The sequence below is a fragment of the Streptomyces agglomeratus genome, assembly GCF_001746415.1.
GTDB classification, from domain to species: domain Bacteria; phylum Actinomycetota; class Actinomycetes; order Streptomycetales; family Streptomycetaceae; genus Streptomyces; species Streptomyces agglomeratus.
Window position 1 is genome coordinate 5,862,541 of the sequence record NZ_MEHJ01000001.1, and the last position, 20,486, is coordinate 5,883,026.

Consider the following 20,486-nt stretch of genomic DNA (forward strand, 5'->3'; position numbering starts at 1 on the left):
GGCCCGGGCTGTCAGCCGGCGAAGGACGTCAGCGCCGACGTCTTCATGAGGACGAGCGCGATCAGCAGCACCAGTACTCCGGCGCCCGCCGCCACTTGCACGACGGTGCGGTGCTTGGGGGGTGCGTATGCCAGGGCCAGGCTGACCAGGCCACCGGTGAGCAGGCCGCCCAGATGGGCCTGCCACGAGGTGAACAGTGCGGAGAGCACCATCCAGATCATGAGCCCGGCCAGGAAGCGGTTGACCGCCTGCATGTCGCGGCCCAGGCGGCGGCAGATCACGTAGTACGAGGCGGAGATGCCGAAGATCGCGCCCGAGGCGCCCACGACGACGGTATGCGGGGTGAGGAGGTAGACCAGCACCGAACCGCCGAGTGCGGACAGCAGGTAGAGGCCCGCGTAGCGCGCGCGGCCGAGCTGGTCCTCGACGGTCCTGCCCACGTTCCACAAGCAGAACATGTTCATGATGATGTGCATGATCCCGAAGCTGCCGCCGGTCACGGGCAGGTGGAGGAACGCGCCGGTGAGCAGGCGGTACCACTCGTCCTCGGCCACCCCGACGAGGGTCGGGTGGGGGTACACCCCGCCCTCGGGCCCCAGCAGGCCCCAGCCGAGCATGCCGAAACGGTCGACGAGATCGGGGCGCGCCAGTTCACCGAGGTAGGCGAGGACGTTCAGGGCGATCAGCGTGTACGTCACCACCGGCGCGGCTGTTCCGGCCACCGAGCCGCCGAAGACCGTGCGCGCCCGGCGGACGGACTTGTGGCCTTCCTTCACGCACTCGGGGCACTGGTGGCCGACGGCGGCCTCGCGCATGCAGTCGGGGCAGATGAACCGTTCGCACCGCGTGCAGCTCACGTACGTCTCGTACTTGGGGTGGCGGTAACACGTCGTGACAGCGGCTTCCACGGCCGGCTCCTTGGACTGCTGGGCGAACGGGGGAGAGCCGGTGGGGGTCGGCGCGCCGATCAACATAACGCACGGGCCCCGGTCACTCGTTGGGGCGTCCGGCCTGGATCGTGGCCGCCCGGTCATCGGCCCACAACCTGTGGGCATGGGGATCGGTACCGGCCCCGCGTCATCCGGCCGTCGATCCGCCGTCCACCGTCAGCTCGGCGCCGGTGATGTACGAGGACGCGTCCGACACCAGGAACCGTACGAGTTCACCGACCTCCTCCGGACGCCCCATCCGCCCGAGCGGCAGGTGCGACCAGTCCCGGCCCGCGACCGACGACACCATCGGGGTGTCGATCGCACCGGGATGGACGGAGTTGACGCGGATCCCGTACGGCGCCAGGTCCAGTGCGCAGGAGCGGGTCAGTCCGCGCAGGCCGAACTTCGTGGACCCGTACGCCGCATGGCCGGGGATGCCGACCAGGCCGGCCGTCGAGGACACGTTCACGATCGAGCCGCTGCCCGCTTCCTTCATCGCGGGCACGACCGCCTGGATGCCGAGGAACGGCCCGAGGAGGTTGACCCGTACCAGAGCCTCGAAGTTCTCCAGCGTCTCGTCCTCGACGGGCGCGGTGCGCCACAGGGCGGCGTTGTTCACGAGCGCGTCGATCCGGCCGTACGCGGCGAGCGCGGCGCGGGCCGTCCCGGCCCAGCTCTCCCGCGACGACACGTCGTGGCGTACGAACAGACCCTGCTCGCCCAGCGCCTTCGCGACCTCCCGGCCCTCTTCCTCCCGCACGTCCGTGAGGACCACGCGCGCGCCGGACTCGGCGAGGAGCCGGGCCCCCGCCGCGCCCTGGCCACGGCTCGCGCCCGTGACCACGACCACCTTGCCGTCCAGCGGTACGAGGCTCACTTGTCCTCCGGCGCACGCGTCGTCCAACTCGGCTGGGGATATGCCTAATTGAAATACATCTACCAGGAGTACGCCTCTCGCGGGAAGACCCGCCCGCGCTCTGTCTCCGCCGGAACCGGGGGTGGATCCCGGTGACGTAACCTCAGCAGTCCTGCCCGTGCCTCAGCAGTCCTGTCCGTGTGCGTCTGTTCTGCGCCGGCCCCTTTCGAACCCGTATGGAACGGAGACCCGACGTGGCGATAAGCCTTCACAAGGTCGAGGAGACCGCGCCCGCCCTCGTCAACCTCTACAAGAGCGCCGGTGTCTCCGTGCGGAAGCACGGGCTGAGCGGCCGGCGCGCGGCGGTCTACCTGGTGCTCGACTACTCGGGATCGATGAAGCCGTACTACCAGGACGGCAGTGTGCAGGCACTCGCCGACCGGGTGCTCGGGCTCTCGGCCAATCTCGACGACGACGGCACCGTCCCTCTCGTCTTCTTCTCCACGGACGTCGACGCGATCACGGACATCGCCCTCGACAACCATCAGGGGCGGATCGACAAGATCGTCGCCGGGCTCGGGCACATGGGCAAGACCAGCTACCACCTGGCCATGGACGCCGTGATCGACCACTACCTCGACAGTGGTTCGACGGCCCCGGCGCTGGTCGTCTTCCAGACCGACGGCGGTCCGATCAACAAACTCGCGGCCGAGCGGTACGTCTGCAAGGCCGCGAAGCTGCCACTGTTCTGGCAGTTCGTGGGTTTCGGAAACACCCGGAGCACCCAGTTCGACTTCCTGCGCAAGCTGGACGAACTGGCTGTCCCGGCGAGGCGCCCGGTCGACAACGCCGGCTACTTCCACGCCGGCCAGGACCCGCGCCAGGTCTCGGACGCGGAGCTGTACGACCAGTTGGTGCGGGAGTTCCCGGTGTGGCTGGCGGCCGCGCAGGCGCAGGGCATCGTGCGGTGACGGTCAAGGTGCTGAGGGCGGCGGACCGTGAGGCCGTGGCGTGGAAGAACGGCGGCGGGCTCACGCGGGAGATCGCGGCATTCCCCGAGGGCGCGGGTGCGACCGGCTTCGACTGGCGGATCAGCCTCGCGGATGTCGCGGGGGACGGCCCCTTCTCGGCGTTCCCCGAGGTGGACCGGATCCTGACGATGGCCGAGGGCACGGGAATGGACCTCACGGTGGGCGGCGAGCGGCGGCTCGTCGACGAGCGGTACGTCCCGCAGCACTTCCCCGGGGACGTCGCCACCGACTGCCGGCTGCTCGGCGACCCGGTCGTGAACCTCAACGTCATGTACCGCAGAGGCCGGACGGCGGCGAGCGTGGCGGTGCTGCGCGGTGGCCCGCACGTCGAAGTCCCCACCGGCTCCACCGTGGTGATCGTCGCCCTGGACGGCACCGCGTCCTTCGACGGCGCACCCCTGGCCCGGTACGACGCCGTGGTGACCACGTCACCCGGAACCCTGGTCACCCGGGGACACGCGGTGGTCGTCACCCTCACGCCCACCGGCTGACCCGCGCCGCGGCCGGGGCGAGGATCAGGCGCGCGGTATCGGCGCCGGTGCCAGGCGGTTCCAGGAGATCCGCACGGCGCCGCCGCCGAGCCTCGCGGTGACGGAACCTGCCTGATCCTCTTCCGAAGCCCAGGCCGCGTATCCGTCGGGGCGGACGAGCAGCGTCGTACGGCGGTCACTCGCCCAGTGCGCCACGGTGAGCCACTCGTCATGGTCGATCTGCGTGCCGCGCGGGGTGACCAGCACGAACTTCCCGTCCCGCAGCCGCTCGTACAGCCTGCCTTCCCGGAGCTCGACGTCGGGTACGCGCTTGCCGGTGAGCGGATGGGCGCCGCGCGGAGCCCCGTACGCGTAACCGAGGCCGGTGATCCGGCCGACAGCCCCGCGCGTCACGGGGCCCACACGGTCGGCGGCCGTGGTCAGCAGAGTCCGCAGTCCGCGCTGGAGTGGCGTGTGGGCCATCGAGAGGCGCAGCAGGGCGCCGCTGCTGCGCAGCACCGACTTGCCGACCGGATGCCGTTCGTCGTGATACGAGTCCAGCAGGCCCTCCGGCGCCCGGCCGCTCGCCACGGCAGCCAGCTTCCAGCTGAGGTTGGCCGCGTCCTGGAGTCCGGTGTTCATGCCCTGGCCGCCCGCCGGGGAGTGGGTGTGCGCCGCGTCGCCGGCCAGCAGGACCCTGCCCACCCGGTAGCGCGGGACCTGCCGTTCGTCGCTGTGGAAGCGGGACATCCAGCGCGGGTCGTGCATGCCGAAGTCGCTGCCGAAGGCGCGGCGGGTGATGTCGCGCAGCTCCTCCAGCTCGACGGGGGCGGAGTCGGGAGTCGCGCCGCGCGTGCAGTCCCAGCCGCCCACACGCCAGTGCCCGTCCCCGAAGGGGATGAGGAAGCCGAAGGCCGTCCCCATGCCGTTGATCGCCACCGCCCCGTCGGGCTCTTCCGCCAGCAGCACGTCGGCCAGGACGATCGACTTGATGGCCGAGCGCCCGGGGAAGGGCAGGCCGAGGGCCTCACGCACGGCGCTGCGCACGCCGTCGGTGCCGACGGCGTAGGCCGCCCGCAGACTGCCGGCCGTGCCGTTCTCGCGCCGCACGTCGAGCGTCACTCCCGTGGCGTCCTGTGCGACCCCGGTGACTTCCGTTCCGTACACGAAGGTGGCGCCGTTCTCCTCGGCCCGGCGCAGGAGCAGTTTCTCCACCTCGTACTGGGGGCTCACCAGCAAGTAGGGGAAGCGGGAGGGGAGATTGGAGAGGTCGAGGGAGAGGGAACCGAAGAGCCGGAGCCGGGTGACCGCCCGGCCGGTGAGGATCAGGTCGTCCGCGAGGCCGCGCGCGTCGAGCTGCTCAAGGGTGCGGGCGTGCACGCCGAAGGCCCGGGTCAGATTGCTGATGCCCCGGGGGCGCCGCTCCACCACCGTGACGGGGATTCCCGCCGCGGCCAGGTCTCCTGCGAGCAGCAGGCCGGTGGGGCCCGCGCCCACGACGACGACGGTGTGCTGGGACGGGGCGGTGATCGTGCCGTTCATGGCGGCCTCCTGATGCCAACAGGCTGTTGGTCAACGTTTGTTGGTCAACGCTTGTTGGTGAATGTAGAGCAGGTGTGACGCTGATGTCAACGGTTGTTGGCCTACGGGTGTTGTTGTCTCGCTCGGCCGCCGGTCCGTGCGCGGCGGCCGAGGTCGGGACCGGCCGGGACGGATGCCGATATCCGGACAGTGGGTGTCCGGTATACCGGGTTCAATGACGCCATGACGAAGAGCGGCTGGACAGAGTTCGAGGCGGCGGAGCCGGAGTTCGCAGTGGCCGTGCGGCAGCGGTTTCAGCAGTACAGGCACCATGTCCTCGCGACGATCCGCAAGGACGGATCGCCGCGCGTCACCGGTCTCGAAGTGACTTTCGTGCACGGTGAACTGTGGCTTGGCATGATGCCGAATTCACGCAAAGCGCAGGACCTCAGGCGCGGCCCGCGCTTCGCCGTCCAGGCGAACCCCGGTCCGGACGACGACATGCGGGACGGGGACGCGCGGATCAGTGGCCGCGCCGTCGAGGTGACCGATCCGGAAGAGATCGCGCGTTTCTCCGGGGAGGTCAAGCCGCCGGAGCCGTTTCATCTGTTCCGTGTGGAGCCGACCGAAGTGGTCACTACCTCCATCGAGGCGGAGACGCTCGTCGTACGGGCCTGGCGGCCGGGCCGTCCGGTACGCACGATCCGCCGGGGGAACAGCGACGAAGCGGCCCAGGAGGAGTGAGCGCGCCGCCCCGGCGGCCGGTGAGTGTGCCCGCCCGGCGCCGCCCGGCGCCGCCCGGCGGCGCGTCGAGCGTGCCGGCCCCGCCGAGCGCCCCCAGCCGCCCCGCCTCCGCCGAGCGCACCTCACCCCCTGCCGAGCGCACCTCGCCATCCGCCAGGGGAAGCGTCACGGACCGGACCGGCCAGCACTCGCGACCGGCAGTGTGACGGCGTGCCCCAGGCGTCCCGAAGCGGGCGGGCCTTGCGCAGCCACAGGGACAGGTCCAGCTCCTCGGTGTAGCCGACCGCCCCGTGGAGCTGGAGCGCCGTCCGGGCGGCGGCGTACGCGGCCTCGCCCGCCGTGAGCTTCGCGGCGGCGACGTCGGCCGTCGTCATGGACAGCGCGGCGCCGAAAAGCAGCGGCCGGGCGAACTCCAGCCCGATCAAGGTGTCGGCCAACCGGTGCTTGACCGCCTGGAAGCCGCCGACGGCCGTCCCGAACTGCGTGCGCTGCTTCACGTACGCCACCGTACGGTCCAGCAGCGCGAGCCCCGTCCCCAGGGCCTGCGCCGCCGTGGCGAACGCCGCCCAGTCGGCGGCGTACCCGGCGGCCGTCACCACGGCGGGCCCCGAAGCGAGCAGTTCACCGCCCGCCTCGGGCCGGTACAGCCGTCGCGCCGGATCCGCCGACGCGTGGAGCGCGCCGTACCCGGGAGCAAGCCGCAGCTCGTCGCCGCGCACGGTCAGGAGGTACGTCGCCGTATCGGCGTCCAGCGCGTACGGGCCGCCGTCCGGGAGCGTCAGCGTCGCGCGCGCCCCGCCCGAGGACAGGGCCGGCAGCAGCCGCTTCGCGGGCCCGTCCTCACCCTGCCCGGCGAGCCCGGCCAGCAGGGCGGCGGCCGCGACCGTCTCCACCACCGGGCCGGGTACGGCGTGGCGTCCGACCGCCACGCACGCCACCGCCAGTTCGACCGGCAGCGGCCCCATCCCCCCGTACGTCTCGGGAACGGCCAGCGCGAAGACGCCGGCCCCGGCGAGCCGCTCCCACAGAGCGTTCCCGGGAACGGCGTTTCCCGCCGCCCACGCCCGTACGGCCGACGGCGTGTCAGCGGCCGTCAGCATCGCTTCCAGGGAACGTCCGAAAGCGGCCTGCTCCTCGGTCAGCAGGAACCTCATCAGCGGCGGCCCTTCGGGAGGCCGAGCAGCCGCTCGGCGATGATGTCGCGCTGGATCTCGTTCGTGCCCGCGTAGATCGGTCCGGCGAGCGAGAACACATGGCCCTCTGCCCACTCGCCCTGCGCCAGTTCCCCGTCGGCGCCCAGCAGATCGAGCGCGGTCTCGTGCAGAGCGATGTCGTAGTCGGACCAGAAGACCTTGTTGAGGCTGGCCTCCGCTCCGATGACCGACCCCGCCGCGAAGCGTGAAGCGTTGGCGTACGTGAACAGCTGATAGGCGCGGGCCCCGACGACGGCGTCCGCCACCCGGTCGCGCAGCGCCGTGTCCGCCGGATCCCCCGACGTACGCCACAGCTGTACGAGCCGCTGCGCGGCGGCGAGGAAACGGCCGGGAGAGCGCAGCGTCAGACCGCGTTCGTTTCCCGTCGTCGACATGGCGATCCGCCAGCCCTGCCCCGGCTCTCCGACGACGTCCTCGTCGGGTACGAACACCTCGTCCAGGAAGATCTCGGCGAAGGCGGGCTTGCCGTCGAGCCGGCCGATGGGGCGGATCGTGACCCCGTCCGCCCGCAGGTCGAACATCAGGTAGGTCAGGCCCTGGTGGGGCTTCGGCGCCTTCGGATCCGTGCGGAAGATCCCGAAGGCCCGGTCCGCGAAGGCCGCCCGCGACGACCACGTCTTCTGCCCCGACAGCAGCCACCCGCCGTCCGTCCGCACGGCGCGGGACCTGAGCGAGGCCAGGTCCGAGCCCGACTCCGGTTCGGACCATGCCTGGGCCCAGATCACCTCGCCGCTCGCCATGGGCGGCAGGACACGGGCCCGCTGCTCGGCGGTCGCGTGGTCGAAGAGCGTCGGCGCGAGGAGGTTGATGCCGTTCTGCGAGACGCGCCCAGGGGCGCCCGCCGCGAAGTACTCCTCCTCGAAGACCAGCCACTTGAAGATGTCGACGCCCCGGCCGCCGTACTCCCGCGGCCACGACACCACCGACCAGCGGTCCGCGTGCAACCGTGCCTCCCACGCGCGGTGGGCGGCGAAACCCTCCCGTGTCTCCAGGGAGGGGAGCGGCCGGGCGGGGACGTGCTCCGCGAGCCATGCCCGCGCCTCGTCGCGGAAGGCGTCCTCCTCGAAGGTGTGCAGCAGGTCCATCAGGTGCTCGCCCGCTTCATCGCGGACACGTCCATCCCGCCGAGCGGATCCGCCGCCGTCTCGGCGTTGTGGGCGTGGGCCAGGTGGTGCAGTCCGAACACCGAGTCCATGCCGGCGTGCATGCCCTGGAGGTCCTCCGCCTGGTTCACGGCCCGTTTGGTGAGGGCGAGCCCCAGACGCGGCATCGCGGCGATCCGAAGGGCCAGTTCCCCGGTGCGTTCCGCGAGTTCGGCCCGCTCCACGACGCGGTTGACCATGCCCACCTCGTACGCCCTGCGCGCGGACATCCGGTCGCCCGTGTAGAGGAACTCCTTGGCGATCCGCGGCGGCATCACCCAGGGATGCGCGAAGTACTCGACCCCGGGAATGCCCATCCGCACCACGGGGTCGGCGAAGAACGCGTCCTCGGAAGCGACGATCAGGTCGCAGATCCAGGCGAGCATCAGCCCGCCCGCGACGCACGCTCCCTGGACGCACGCGACGACCGGCTTGGGCAGTTCGCGCCAGCGCCGGCACATCCCCAGGTAGACCTCCGACTCCCGTGCGAAGCGCGACTCGGCGCCCTGCTTGTCGGAGTGGTCCCACCACAGGCCCGCCCTGCGCTCGAACGGGAGATGGGCGTCGCGCTCCGGCGTGCCGATGTCGTGACCGGCGCAGAAGTGCTCACCCGCTCCGGCCAGCATGATCACCTTCACGTCGGAGTCCTCCGCCGCGCGGTAGAAGGCGCCGTCCAGCGCGTAGGTCATCGCGGAGTTCTGGGCGTTGCGGTAGCGCGGGCGGTTGAGGGTGATGTACGCGAGCGGGCCGCGGCGCTCGTAGAGCACGGGGTGTCCGGCTTCTTCCGCTTCCTGGGGAGCAGTGGGCATCAGCGCATCCTTCCCTAACAAGTGTTTGGTAGGTTACCGTACGGCCATGAGCAGCGTCGAGGAGTCCCGCGCCCCACGCCCCGAGTACGTTCCGGGGCACGGCCTGCTCAGGCGGCGTACCGCCGTCGTCACCGCGGCCGCCGGCGCGGGCATCGGCGGAGCGACCGCGCGCAGGTTCCTGGAGGAGGGGGCGCGCGTCCTCATCGGTGACGCCCACGCCCGCCGCCTGGCGGAGACCGAGAAGGCGCTCGCAGCGGAGTTCGGCGCCGCGAACGTCGCCTCCCTGCCCTGCGACGTCACCGAAGAGGCGCAGGTGCGGGCCCTCTTCGACCTGGCCGTACGCGAACACGGCGCCCTGGACATCGTCGTCAACAACGCGGGCCTCGGCGGTACGGCCGAGCTGACCGACATGACCGACGAACAGTGGTCCAAGGTCATCGACGTCACGTTGAACGGCACCTTCCGCTGCACCAGGGCGGCCCTGCGTGCCATGCGGACGGCCGGGCGGGGCGGCGTCGTCGTCAACAACGCCTCCATCGTCGGCTGGCGCGCCCAGACCGGCCAGGCGCATTACGCCGCCGCCAAGGCCGGAGTCATGGCACTCACCCGCTGCGCCGCGGTGGAGGCGGCGGCGTACGGCGTGCGCGTCAACGCCGTCGCCCCCAGCCTGGCCATGCACCCGCACCTGGTGAAAGTGACCTCCGCCGAGCTGCTCGCCGAACTCACCGAGCGCGAGGCGTTCGGGCGGTACGCCGAACCCTGGGAGGTCGCGAACGTCATCGTCTTCCTCGCCAGCGGCTACTCCTCGTACATGACCGGCGAGACCGTCTCCGTCAGCAGCCAGCGTGCCTAGGCGCGCCCGGGGCGGACAATGGCAGCGTGCCTAACAACGTGTCTGACAACGTGCCCGCCAAGAAGAAGAACCAGGTGACCGCCTCACCCGAGCGGCGCCGTGAACTCCTCGGCACGGCGGCCGGGGTGTTCGCCGCCCAGGGCTACAACGCCACCACCGTCCGCAAGATCGCGGACGCGGCGGGCATGCTCGCGGGCAGCCTCTACTACCACTTCGATTCCAAGGAATCGATGCTCGACGAGATCCTGTCGACCTTCCTCGACGAGCTGTGGGAGGGATACGACGCCGTGCTCGCCGCGGGCCTCGGGCCGCGCGAGACCATCGAGGCGCTCGTCACCGAGTCCTTCCGGGAGATCGACCGTCACCGCGACGCCGTGGCGATCTACCAGAAGGAATCCCGGCACCTGTCGACGCAGCCACGCTTCCACTACCTCGCCGACTCGCAGCAGAAGTTCGAGAAGGCATGGCTGGGAACGCTGGAACGCGGGGTGGAGGCGCGGGTCTTCCGCGCCGACCTCGACATCCGGCTCACCTACCGATTCGTCCGCGACACCGTCTGGGTCGCCGCGTCCTGGTACCGGCCGGGCGGCCTGCACAGCCCCGAGGAGATCGCCCGCCAGTACCTGTCGATGGTCCTGGACGGCATCGCTCTGCGTACGTGAACAGCTTGTCGGACGTTCGTCATACGAAGGAGCAGCAGCCATGGCCGAGGCATACATCGTCGAAGCGGTACGCACCCCTGTCGGCCGACGCAAGGGGGGCCTCGGAGCCGTCCACCCGGCCGACCTCGGGGCGCACGTCCTGAAGGCCCTCGTGTCGCGCACCGGCATCGACCCGGCAGCCGTCGAGGACGTCGTCTTCGGCTGCCTGGACACGGTGGGCCCGCAGGCCGGCGACATCGCCCGTACGGCATGGCTGGCGGCAGGACTGCCCGAGGAGGTGCCCGGGGTCACGATCGACCGGCAGTGCGGTTCCTCGCAGCAGGCGGTGCACTTCGCGGCGCAGGGCGTGATGTCGGGGACCCAGGACCTCGTGGTCGCCGGAGGCACCCAGAACATGACGCAGATCCCGATCGCCTTCGCGTCCCGGCAGGCAGCGGAGCCGCTGGGCCTCACCGAGGGCCCGTTCGCGGGATCGGAGGGCTGGCGGGCGCGGTACGGCTCCCTTCCCGTGAACCAGTTCCACGGGGCGCAGCTGATCGCCGCGAAGTGGGGCATCTCGCGGCCCGACATGGAGGAGTTCGCCCTCCTGTCGCACCAGCGCGCGGTGCGCGCGATCGACGAGGGCCGCTTCGAACGGGAGACCGTGGCGTACGGGGACGTGACGGTCGACGAGGGGCCGCGCCGTGACACCACGCCGGAGAAGATGGCGGGGCTGAAGCCGGTGGTGGAGGGCGGCACGATCACGGCGGCGTGCTCGTCGCAGGTCTCGGACGGGGCCGCGGCGATGCTGATCGCCTCCGAACGGGCGGTCGCCGAACACGGGCTCACGCCGCGCGCCCGTATCCACCATCTGTCGGTGCGGGGCGAAGACCCGATCCGGATGCTGTCGGCGCCGATCCCGGCGACGGCGTACGCACTGAAGAAGGCCGGCATGACGATCGACGACATCGACCTGGTCGAGATCAACGAGGCGTTCGCACCGGTCGTGCTCGCCTGGCTGAAGGAGACGGGCGCGGACCCCGCCCGGGTCAACGTCAACGGCGGCGCGATCGCACTCGGCCACCCCCTGGGTGCGACCGGCGCCAGGCTGATGACGACGCTGCTGCACGAACTGGAGCGCACAGAGGGCCGGTTCGGCCTCCAGACGATGTGCGAGGGCGGCGGCCAGGCGAACGTCACGATCATCGAACGCCTCTGAGGGGCTCGCCGGTACGTTCACCGCGAGCCGCAAGCCGTTCCTCCGTACGGCGATCTTCCTGCCGTCAGGGGCTGGTGCTCCGGCGCCATCGTGTTAGAGTGGGCGAGTTGCAGTTTTGGTACCCATAAACATTATGTGCGCCTGACGGGAATGCTTCCTCAGGCGCATTTTGTTTTCCGGTTCTCCGGATGGGGCTCATTGCGGCGACGTGGAATCCGTACAGTGCGGATTTCCGGATCTGCCCCAGTTTTTTAGGAGAATGACATGGCTACTGGAACCGTGAAGTGGTTCAACTCGGAAAAGGGCTTCGGCTTCATCGAGCAGGACGGCGGCGGCGCTGACGTCTTCGCTCACTACTCGAACATTGCCACCCAGGGCTTCCGTGAGCTCCAGGAGGGCCAGAAGGTCTCCTTCGACGTCACGCAGGGCCAGAAGGGCCCGCAGGCGGAGAACATCGTCCCGGCCTAATTCGCCGACGCGATACCTCGCCAGCCGGGGCCCGCACCGTGAAGGTGCGGGCCCCGGCTTGTGCTTGTTTCCAGGAAGGCAAAACCTGAATGACCCGCTCCGAACGCCCGGCCGCCGCCACCGCACGCTCCGCGCGTCCCGCCCGCAACCGCTCCGCGCAGCCCGCCCGCGGCAAGGCCCCCGCAAAGGGTCCCGCCCGCAGGGCCACGCCTGTGCAGGGTGAATTCGCTATGCCGGAGACGATTACCCCGGCGCTGCCGCCCGTCGAGAACTTCGCCGATCTCGACATGCCCGCGGCACTGCTCAAGACCCTGGCGGCCCAGGGTGTGACCGAGCCCTTCCCCATTCAGGGCGCGACCCTGCCGAACACGCTCGCGGGCCGCGACATCCTCGGCCGCGGACGCACCGGTTCCGGCAAGACGCTCGCCTTCGGCCTCGGACTGCTCGCCCGCACGGCCGGCCGCCGCTGCGAGCCCCGCGCGCCGCTCGCACTGGTCCTGGTGCCCACGCGCGAGCTGGCACAGCAGGTCACCGACGCGCTCACGCCGTACGCCACGGCCGTGAACCTGCGGATGGCCACGGTCGTCGGCGGCATGTCGATCACCAAGCAGGCGAACACGCTGCGGCGCGGCGCGGAAGTGCTCGTCGCCACTCCCGGCCGCCTGAAGGACCTCATCGAGCGCGGTGACGCGGACCTCGGCCAGGTGTCGATCACCGTCCTCGACGAGGCCGACCAGATGGCCGACATGGGCTTCCTTCCGCAGGTCACGGCGCTGCTGAAGCAGGTCGAGCCGGACGGGCAGCGGATGCTGTTCTCGGCGACGCTCGACCGGAACGTCGACCGGCTCGTACGGATGTTCCTGACCGACCCGGTGGTCCACTCCGTCGACCCGTCGGCGGGCGCGGTGACGACGATGGAGCACCACGTGCTGTACGTCGCCGACGAGACCGACAAGAAGGCCGTCGCCACGCGCATCGCCGCCCGCGAGGGGCGGGTCATCCTCTTCGTCGACACCAAGCGCGCGGCGGACCGCTTCGCGAAGCGGCTGCTGGCCAGCGGCGTCTACGCGGCGGCGCTGCACGGCGGCCGTTCGCAGCCCCAGCGCAACCGGACGCTCGACCAGTTCAAGACCGGGCAGGTCACCGCGCTGGTGGCGACCAACGTGGCGGCCCGCGGTATTCACGTCGACGACCTCGACCTGGTCGTCAACGTGGACCCGCCGACCGACCACAAGGACTACCTGCACCGAGGCGGCCGTACCGCCCGCGCGGGCGAGTCCGGCAGTGTCGTCACGCTGGTGCTGCCCGACGAGAAGCGGGAGATGACGCAGCTCATGTCTGCCGCCGGCATCGTCCCGCAGACCGCGCGGGTCAAGTCCAGCGACGACGAGCTGACCCGGATCACCGGTGCGCGCGAGCCCTCGGGCGTCGCCATCGTGATCGAGGTCCCGCAGCAGCAGCAGGCTTCCGCGAAGCCGAAGCGCCGTCCGCAGCAGAGCGGCGGGCGCGGTGGCGGCGCGGGTCGCGGTGGTGCGGGCGGTGCCGGTGGTACGGGTGGAGGCGCTCGTACGCAGGGTGGCGGCCGCGCGCAGGGCGAGCGAGCCCAGGGCGGCGCCGGCGGTCGTACGAAGACTGGTGCTGGTGCTGGTGCTAGTGCCGGTGCCGGCGGGCGTGGACGGGGTGGCGCTGGTGGGCGCGGGCAGGCCGCTGGGCGCCCGGCGCCGCAGGGCGAGCGCGCGCAGGCCGGTGGCGGGCGTGGCCGTGGGCGCGGGGGACGTTCCCAGGGCGGCAGCCGGAGCGCGGCGGCGTAGAACTGCCGCGGCGCAAAGCGAGGGCGGGGGACGGCGGCGTCATGCGGGCCGTCCTGCGGGGCGTGTCCTGTGGGGCCGTCCTGTGGGAGGTTCCTTGCTTCCGCTCTTCACCGCGTACCGTCCGGGCCCGGGGCAAGTAAGTCCCGGGCCCGGACGGCCTTTTTGCGTAATGCGAGTTCGGTAATGCGCGTCAATGGCGCAGCAGTCCCGCCCGCAGCTTCGCGAGCGTACGGCGGTCCAGGCCCAGCCCCTGCGTGAGATAGCGGTCGAAGCCGCCGTACTCCGCCTTCATCCGCTCCAGCGCCGCGTCAAGGTATTCCAGCCGTACTTCCTGGAGCGGAATCAGCAGATCCGGGTTCTGCATCATTCCGGACTGCTTCAGCCCGTCACGCACCTTGGCGTCGTGCGCCGCGCGATATGTGTTCGATGCCAGATAGTCGCGTTCCGCCGTGCGCGACGGTACACCGAGCGCCCGCAGCAGTACGTAACTCGTCCAGCCCGTCCGGTCCTTGCCCGCCGTGCAGTGGTACAGCAGCGGTGAGCGGCGGTCGCTGTCCGCGATGTCGCGCAGGGTCTCGGCGAACCGCGCGCGGTTCTCGGGGGACGTGACGAACGTACGGTAGACGTCCCGCATGAACGCCGCCGCCCTGCCGTCCCCCAGCAACTCCTCCTGTCTGACCGGGTCTCTGGAGCCGATGGCGGTCATCAGCCGCGCGAACAGGCCGTTGTCGGTGACCGGCCGGGACGTGGGCGTGAGGCCGGCCGGGAGCCGGTCCGCACCGTCGTACTGGATCTCCGCGGCGACCCGGAAGTCGACCACCTTCGCCAGTCCGAGCCGGGCGAGCGCGGCGACGTCGGAGTCGGTGAGCTTGCTGAGCGCGTCGGCCCGGTAGACCTGTCCGTACCGCACCTCCTGCCCGCCGTAGGTGCGGTAGCCGCCCAGGTCACGGACGTTGATCGCGCCCTGAAGCGGTATCCGGCGGGCGGTTTCCCCCTGCGCGACGGCGCTGGTGGTGGCCGTCTCGGGTACGGCGAAGGCCGATGCGGGAAGGCAGCCGATCGCGAGAGCGGAGACGACCGCTCCGGTCGCCAGGCCGAGGCGGGTTCGGGTACGGCTCATCTGATCACTCCTGTGAGGAGACGGAGTCACCCTGGTGTCGGCAGGGTGCTGGGCGTGCTGCTGGGCGTGCTGCTGGGCGTTGTGCCGGGGGACGTGCCCGGTGAAGCGCTGGGTGCGGTGCCGGGGGGAGCGCCGTGCGATGTGGCGAGGGGTGTGCCTAGCGGTGTGCCGTGCGATGTGGCGGGTGAGGTCCTGGGGGCCTGGAGTCGTTCGAGGGTTTGGTCCGCCTCGGCCATGACACGTGCCACCAGTTCGGCGCAGGACGGCAGGTCGCCGATCAGCCCCGCCACCTGCCCGGACGCCATCACGCCGAGATCCGTGCGGCCGTCGACCATGGACGCCCTGAGCAGCATCGGTGCGTTGGCGGCCAGCAGTACCTGACTCCAGGTCAGCTCCTTGCCGTGCCGCATGGCGAGGCCGTCGCGCACCATCGCGGCCCACCCGAGGCCGGAGATCTTCTTGAACTCCGTCGCGTGGCGCACTGCCCGCACCAGCGTCCTCGTACGGCCCGAGTCTTCGAGGGAGTCGACCAGGGCCGTGCGGAGCATGCGGTGCGGGAGCCCGTCCACGGCCGTCGTGACCGTGACGTCCTGCACGCTCGCCGCCAGGTACCGGGCCTTGACCGCGTCCGGGACCGTCGAGTCGGAGGTGAGCAGGAAACGCGTGCCCATCCCGATGCCCGCAGCGCCGTACGCGAGTGCGGCGACGAGGCCGCGGCCGTCGCAGAAGCCACCCGCGGCGATCACCGGAATGTCCACGGCGTCGACAACCTGGGGGAGCAGGACGGTGGTCGCCACGTCTCCGGTGTGGCCGCCGCCCTCGCCGCCCTGCACCATCACCGCGTCCGCGCCCCACGCCGCGACTTTCTCCGCGTGCCGGCGCGCGCCGATGGACGGGATGACGACCACACCGGCGTCCTTCAGCTCCGCGATGAGGTCCCTGGAGGGCGCGAGCGCGAAGGAGGCGACCTTCACGCCCTCGTCGATGACGATCCGTATCCGTGCCCGCGCGTCGCTCGCGTCGGCGCGCAGATTGACGCCGAAGGGTGCGTCCGTACGGGACTTGACCTCCCGTACGGCGTCACGGAGCTGCCCGGTGGTCATCGTCGCGGACGCGAGGATGCCGAGGGCGCCCGCGTTGGCGGAGGCCGAGACGAGGCGGGGGCCCGCGACCCAGCCCATGCCGGTCTGGACGATGGGGTGCGCGACGCCGGTGAGAGTGGTGAGCGCCGTCTCCATCAGCTCCCCACCTCCCTGTCGCGCAGGCCGTCCGGATCGATGACTTCGCGGATCAGGCGGAGTTCCTCGGCGGAGGGCTCGCGGGTGTACGGCACGTCCCGGGGGACGGTGAGGGCGAAGCCCGTCGCTTCCTGGACCTGCGCGGCCGTGACGCCGGGGTGGAGGGCGGCGAGGCGCATCGAGTGGTCGGCGGTGTCGAAGTCGAGGACGGCGAGGCCGGTGACGACGCGCGGGATGCGGTGGTAGCGGCGCGCGCTGGGACCGGCGGCCGCCGCGCTGTCGTAGCCGACGCCGCACACCATGTCGACGCGGTCGACGAAGACGCGGGGCGAGTGCCGGGGGATCCAGTAACTCGTCGGGTTGTTCAGCGTGTTGACGGGGGCTCCGCGTACACCGAGGAGCTGTCGGGAGGGCTGCCGCCAGTCGCCGACGCAGGAGATGTTCTGGTTGCCGAAGCGGTCGATCTGGCTCGCGCCCATCATCACGTGGCGCCGGCCTCCGGTGACCATGGCGAGGTGACGGCGGTACGGGAGCCACCCTTCCGGCGTCCCGTCGAGGGCGACCAGCAGGGCCTCGCCGTCGGTGAGCAGCAGGTCGGGGGAGAAGGTGTGCTTCGCGAGGCGGGCGCCGATGCCGGGGACCGTGCCCATGGGGCTGGCGAGGATCTCGCCGTTGTCGCGCCAGGTCTCGGCGCAGGCGATCACGCAGTACTCGGCGCGGGTGACGGGAGCGGATGTGTCCGCTGCGCCGGCTGCGGCTGCGGCTTCGGTTTCGGCTGCTGGGCTGTGTGGGGTGGTCACCTTTGCTCCTCGTGCCAGGCGTGCACGGCGCACTGGTATGCCTTCTCGTCGCCGGACAGGAAGCGCTCGGCGAACTCCGCCCAGGGGGTGGCGGCGTACAGCCGCTGGAATGCCTCGTCGCGGTCGTAGTCGGGGGCGCAGGACGTGTAGTGTGCGCCGTTCGGCGTCTCGATCACGCCGGTGACGTACTGGCGCTGGAGGAGCAGGCTCTGCGGCGGCGCCTCCTTCGTCAGTTCCGCCGTCTCGACCACTTGCTCGCAGGAGACGTACGCGGTGTCCGCGGCCTCGCAGAAGAGGTCGTCGAAGTACGGGTCCGGGCCGAGGTACTGACCGTTGCCGAGCCGGTCGGCACGGTTCATGTGGACCAGCGCGGCGTCCAGCCGCAGGGCGGGTGCGGCGACGAACTCCTCCCCGTCCTCGTACGGCGAAGTGACCGTACGGAGAGACGGATTGACGCGCATCACGTCGGAGCCGATGCCCGCGCGGACCGGCAGGAAGGGGAGCCGGTTGGCGGCAGCGTGGAGCCCCCACATGAACATCGCCTCGTCGATCTCGGTGAGTTCGACGGTGCCGCTCTGGCGGGCCGTACGGAAATGCGGCTCCAGGGGGATCGAGTCGAGGGTGACGAAGGCGGTGACGAGTTTGCGGATCCTGCCGGCGGCGGCGAGGAGGCCGATGTCGGGACCGCCGTACGAGACGACGGTGAGATCAGTGATCTCGGAACGGAGCAACGCTCTCACAAGGGCCATCGGTTTGCGGCGCGAACCCCAGCCGCCGATGCCGACGGTCATGCCGCTGTGGAGTCGCGCGACGGCTTCGTCGGGCGTCATCGTCTTGTCGGTCACGGCCGGCTGTCCTCCTGGGGGGTGGTGGTGCCGGGGGCACTGCCGAAGGTGTCGCGTACGCGGTCCGCGACGCCGCTGAGGTTCGCCTCGAAGGTGAAGCCCTGCTCGAAGCGGTAACTGCGGCGTACGTCCACCGGGTCGATGCCGTTGATGGCGGCCTTGGCCAGCCGTACGAGACTGCCGTCCTTCCGGGCGATCTCGCGCGCGAGGGCGAGCGCTTCGCCCAGGAGTTCGGCGCGCGGGACGACCTTCCAGACCGAACCGTGGGCGTGCAGGTCGGCGGCGGTGGCGGTGCGCGAGGTGTAGTACAGCGCGCGCATGAGGTGCTGCGGGACGAGGCGTGAGAGGTGGGTGGCGGCGCCTAGGGCACCCCGGTCCAGCTCGGGAAGGCCGAAGGTCGCGTCGTCGGACGCGACGATCGCGTCGGCGTTGCCGGCCAGGCCGATGCCGCCGCCGAGGCAGAAGCCGCCCACGGCGGCGACGACGGGCACCTCGCACTCGTACACGGCGGCGAACGCCTCGGCGCATGCGTGGTTCGCGCCGATGAGCGAGGCGTGACCGGTGTCGCGCTGCAACTCCTTGATGTCGACGCCCGCGTTGAAGCCCCGGCCCTCGGCCGCCAGCACGACACAGCGGACGTCGGGATCCCGGCCGGCGGTGCGCAGGGCGTCGGCGAGGTCGTACCAGCCCTGTACGGGAAGCGCGTTGACGGGCGGGAAGTCGACCGTGACGACGCGGATGCCCTTGTCCGGCCCTGTCGGGCCTGCCGGGCTGGAGGTGGAGACACCCATGAGCGGATCAGCTACCTTTCCACCAAACATTTGTTAGGTGGGGAAGGTAGCAGCGAATGGAACTGAACGGGAGGGTCGCCGTCGTCACCGGCGGCACGCGCGGCGTCGGCGCCGGCATCGCGCGCGCGTTCCTGGCAGCGGGCGCACGGGTGGTCGTCTGCGCCCGCCGGCCACCTGACGAGGCGGTGGAAGCGGCAGGCCGGGCGGCGGAGTTCCGGCCGCTGGACGTGCGCGACGGGGCGGCCGTCCAGGAGTTCTTCGCGGGCGTAGTCACGACGTACGGGCGCCTGGACGTTCTGGTCAACAACGCGGGCGGGACCCCGTACCGGCTCCTGGGCGAGGGCGAGGCCACCCGCCACGCGCGCGTGCTGGAACTCAATCTGACCGCACCGCTGACGGTCTCCGTTGCGGCGTACGAGCACCTCCGCGCGGCCGGCGGCTCGGTCGTCATGATCGGCAGCGTCAGCGGGACCCGCCCTTCGCCGGGAACGGCGGCGTACGGGGCGGCCAAGGCGGGGCTGGAGAACCTGGCCAGGTCAATGGCCGTCGAGTGGGCGCCCGGAGTGCGGGTGAACACGCTCGTCCTCGGCATGGTCCGCACGGGGCTCGCGCACCTGCACTACGGCGACGAGGCCGGCGTCGCGGCCGTCGGCCGGACGGTCCCGGCGGGCCGGCTCGCGGAACCCGGGGAGATCGGCGACGCCGCCGTCTTCCTGGCGTCCGCGCGGGCGGCGTACGTGAGCGGCGCGTCGTTGCTCGTCCACGGGGGAGGGGAGCGTCCGGCGTTCCTCGGCGCGGCCACCGCGAACACCCACGCCAGACAGACCTGACGCACCGGACAGACCTGACGCACCTGACGCACCTGGTGCACCTGGCGCACCGACACCACATCCGACACATCCGCCCGTCTCAAGGAGAAGCCGAATGACCGACACCACCCGCACGGGAATCTGCGCCGGACGCGTCGTCGTCGTCACGGGCGCGGGGAGAGGACTGGGCCGGGCCCACGCCCTGGCCTTCGCGGCGGAGGGCGCGAAGGTGGTCGTCAATGACCTGGGGGCCGGACTGGACGGCGCCGGGGCGTCGGCCGGCCCCGCGCGGGACGTGGCCGAGGAGATCGTGGCGGCGGGTGGGGTGGCGGTGGCGCACGGCGCGGACGTCGCGACGGCCGAGGGCGCGGCGTCGCTGGTCACCACGGCGGTCGAGACGTTCGGGCGGCTGGACACCCTCGTCAACAACGCCGGTTTCCTGCGGGACCGGATGCTGGTCAACCTGGAGGAGGACGACTGGGACGCCGTCGTGCGCGTACACCTGAAGGGGCACTTCCTTCCGCTCCAGTACGCCGCGCGGTACTGGCGCGCGGAGGCGAAGGCGGACCGGGAAGTGGCGGCACGAGTCGTCAACACCAGTTCGGGGGCGGGCCTGCTGGGGAGCGTGGGGCAGGGCAACTACGCGGCGGCGAAGGCGGGGATCGTGGGGCTGACGCTGGTAGCGGCGGAGGAGATGGGCCGCTACGGCGTCCTGGTGAACGCGATCGCCCCGGCGGCCCGTACCCGCATGACGGAGCGGACCTTCGCGGCGACGATGGCGGCGCCGGACGAGGGCGACGCGTTCGACGCCATGGCCCCGGAGAACGTCTCGCCGCTGGTGGTCTGGCTGGGTTCGGCGGCGTCGGCGGGGGTCACCGGCAGGGTCTTCGAAGCGGAGGGGGGCCGCATCACCGTCATGGAGGGCTGGCGGCCCGGCCCCTCGGCGGACAAGGGTGCGCGGTGGACGCCGTCGGAGGCGGGCGAAGCGGCGTCGAAGCTGGTGGCGGAGTCCGCGACACCGGGGGAGGTGTACGGGGCGCGGGGCGGCGTGTGACCGCCCCGGGGGCCCGGTGAGCGGCCGCGGCCCTGTCGGCAGCCCGGCAGCCCGGCAGGGCAGCAGCCCGGCAGGGCAGCCCGGCCGTCACACGCAGCCCCGCGCCCCCGCGAACGCG

At 71.4% G+C, this 20,486-nt stretch carries 21 protein-coding genes; 10 read left to right on the plus strand and 11 right to left on the minus strand.

The annotated features are described in order from the left end of the window. Nucleotides 1–11: 11 nt before the first annotated feature. Nucleotides 12–908: a rhomboid family intramembrane serine protease gene (locus AS594_RS25565; RefSeq protein ID WP_069930781.1), complete on the minus strand. Its 897-nt coding sequence runs from the start codon at nt 906–908 to the stop codon at nt 12–14. 169 nt (nt 909–1,077) lie between these two features. After that, on the minus strand, nt 1,078–1,809 hold the full coding sequence (locus tag AS594_RS25570) for an SDR family NAD(P)-dependent oxidoreductase (protein ID WP_069929210.1): 732 nt from the start codon (nt 1,807–1,809) through the stop codon (nt 1,078–1,080). 215 nt (nt 1,810–2,024) lie between these two features. Here AS594_RS25570 and AS594_RS25575 point away from each other — a divergent pair, with 215 nt between their 5' ends. Together AS594_RS25575 and AS594_RS25580 are read left to right on the plus strand one after the other, a co-directional pair. Then, complete coding sequence (locus tag AS594_RS25575) at nt 2,025–2,759, plus strand: VWA domain-containing protein (protein ID WP_069929211.1); 735 nt, start codon at nt 2,025–2,027, stop codon at nt 2,757–2,759. Then, complete coding sequence (locus AS594_RS25580) at nt 2,756–3,310, plus strand: HutD/Ves family protein (RefSeq protein ID WP_069929212.1); 555 nt, start codon at nt 2,756–2,758, stop codon at nt 3,308–3,310. Before AS594_RS25575 ends, AS594_RS25580 begins: the two co-directional genes overlap by 4 nt. 24 nt (nt 3,311–3,334) lie before the next feature. Here AS594_RS25580 and AS594_RS25585 read toward each other — a convergent pair whose 3' ends face one another. After that, nucleotides 3,335–4,831 carry an FAD-dependent monooxygenase gene (locus AS594_RS25585; RefSeq protein ID WP_069935398.1) on the minus strand — a complete coding sequence of 499 codons (1,497 nt, stop codon included), beginning with the start codon at nt 4,829–4,831 and terminating at the stop codon, nt 3,335–3,337. 222 nt (nt 4,832–5,053) lie between these two features. Between AS594_RS25585 and AS594_RS25590 the strand changes: the two genes are divergently transcribed. Then, nucleotides 5,054–5,554, plus strand: coding sequence for a pyridoxamine 5'-phosphate oxidase family protein (locus AS594_RS25590; RefSeq protein WP_069929215.1), 501 nt, complete (start codon nt 5,054–5,056; stop codon nt 5,552–5,554). 122 nt (nt 5,555–5,676) lie between these two features. Here the strand turns inward: AS594_RS25590 and AS594_RS25595 are convergent, their stop codons facing one another. From AS594_RS25595 to AS594_RS25605, 3 genes are read right to left on the minus strand one after another with little or no spacing between them, the layout of a single operon-like run. Next, nucleotides 5,677–6,708, minus strand: a complete 1,032-nt coding sequence (locus AS594_RS25595; protein ID WP_069929216.1) for an acyl-CoA dehydrogenase family protein — start codon at nt 6,706–6,708, stop codon at nt 5,677–5,679. Then, complete coding sequence (locus tag AS594_RS25600) at nt 6,708–7,853, minus strand: acyl-CoA dehydrogenase family protein (protein ID WP_069932184.1); 1,146 nt, start codon at nt 7,851–7,853, stop codon at nt 6,708–6,710. The genes AS594_RS25595 and AS594_RS25600 overlap by 1 nt, the downstream gene beginning before the upstream one ends. Then, nucleotides 7,853–8,719, minus strand: a complete 867-nt coding sequence (locus tag AS594_RS25605) for an enoyl-CoA hydratase (RefSeq protein ID WP_069929218.1) — start codon at nt 8,717–8,719, stop codon at nt 7,853–7,855. Before AS594_RS25605 ends, AS594_RS25600 begins: the two co-directional genes overlap by 1 nt. Nucleotides 8,720–8,765: 46 nt before the next feature. On the opposite strand from AS594_RS25605, the gene AS594_RS25610 reads away from it, so the two are divergent. From AS594_RS25610 to AS594_RS25630, 5 genes are all read left to right on the plus strand, one after another. After that, a complete protein-coding gene (locus AS594_RS25610; protein WP_069935399.1) occupies nt 8,766–9,572 on the plus strand; it encodes an SDR family oxidoreductase in 807 nt (268 codons plus the stop codon). A 50-nt stretch (nt 9,573–9,622) separates the two neighbouring features. Continuing rightward, nucleotides 9,623–10,234 (plus strand): TetR/AcrR family transcriptional regulator, encoded by a 612-nt coding sequence (locus tag AS594_RS25615; protein WP_069929220.1) that lies wholly within the window; start codon nt 9,623–9,625, stop codon nt 10,232–10,234. A gap of 40 nt (nt 10,235–10,274) precedes the next feature. Continuing rightward, entirely contained in the window at nt 10,275–11,432 is a 1,158-nt protein-coding gene (locus AS594_RS25620; RefSeq protein WP_069929221.1) for an acetyl-CoA C-acetyltransferase, read from the plus strand. Between the two features lie 264 nt (nt 11,433–11,696). Beyond that, the gene (locus AS594_RS25625) at nt 11,697–11,900 is read left to right on the plus strand and encodes a cold-shock protein (RefSeq protein WP_015607926.1); all 204 of its coding nucleotides are present in this window, start codon (nt 11,697–11,699) and stop codon (nt 11,898–11,900) included. Between the two features lie 89 nt (nt 11,901–11,989). Then, the gene (locus AS594_RS25630; protein WP_069935400.1) at nt 11,990–13,711 is read left to right on the plus strand and encodes a DEAD/DEAH box helicase; all 1,722 of its coding nucleotides are present in this window, start codon (nt 11,990–11,992) and stop codon (nt 13,709–13,711) included. 190 nt (nt 13,712–13,901) lie between these two features. Here the strand turns inward: AS594_RS25630 and AS594_RS25635 are convergent, their stop codons facing one another. The 5 genes from AS594_RS25635 to AS594_RS25655 all read right to left on the minus strand — a co-directional run bounded on the left by AS594_RS25635 (nt 13,902) and on the right by AS594_RS25655 (nt 18,505). After that, nucleotides 13,902–14,831, minus strand: coding sequence for a tyrosine-protein phosphatase (locus tag AS594_RS25635; protein ID WP_069929223.1), 930 nt, complete (start codon nt 14,829–14,831; stop codon nt 13,902–13,904). Between the two features lie 26 nt (nt 14,832–14,857). Further along, complete coding sequence (locus AS594_RS25640; protein WP_079148749.1) at nt 14,858–16,069, minus strand: NAD(P)H-dependent flavin oxidoreductase; 1,212 nt, start codon at nt 16,067–16,069, stop codon at nt 14,858–14,860. Beyond that, entirely contained in the window at nt 16,069–16,773 is a 705-nt protein-coding gene (locus tag AS594_RS25645) for a CoA-transferase subunit beta (RefSeq protein ID WP_069930782.1), read from the minus strand. Before AS594_RS25645 ends, AS594_RS25640 begins: the two co-directional genes overlap by 1 nt. A gap of 92 nt (nt 16,774–16,865) precedes the next feature. Next, entirely contained in the window at nt 16,866–17,714 is an 849-nt protein-coding gene (locus tag AS594_RS25650; protein ID WP_069935401.1) for a CoA transferase subunit A, read from the minus strand. Then, the gene (locus AS594_RS25655; RefSeq protein ID WP_069929225.1) at nt 17,711–18,505 is read right to left on the minus strand and encodes an enoyl-CoA hydratase family protein; all 795 of its coding nucleotides are present in this window, start codon (nt 18,503–18,505) and stop codon (nt 17,711–17,713) included. Before AS594_RS25655 ends, AS594_RS25650 begins: the two co-directional genes overlap by 4 nt. 56 nt (nt 18,506–18,561) lie before the next feature. Here AS594_RS25655 and AS594_RS25660 point away from each other — a divergent pair, with 56 nt between their 5' ends. Both AS594_RS25660 and AS594_RS25665 read left to right on the plus strand, forming a co-directional pair. Then, nucleotides 18,562–19,335 (plus strand): SDR family oxidoreductase, encoded by a 774-nt coding sequence (locus tag AS594_RS25660; protein ID WP_069935402.1) that lies wholly within the window; start codon nt 18,562–18,564, stop codon nt 19,333–19,335. Nucleotides 19,336–19,429: 94 nt separating this feature from the next. Further along, on the plus strand, nt 19,430–20,368 hold the full coding sequence (locus AS594_RS25665) for an SDR family oxidoreductase (RefSeq protein WP_069935403.1): 939 nt from the start codon (nt 19,430–19,432) through the stop codon (nt 20,366–20,368). Nucleotides 20,369–20,486 lie beyond the last annotated feature (118 nt).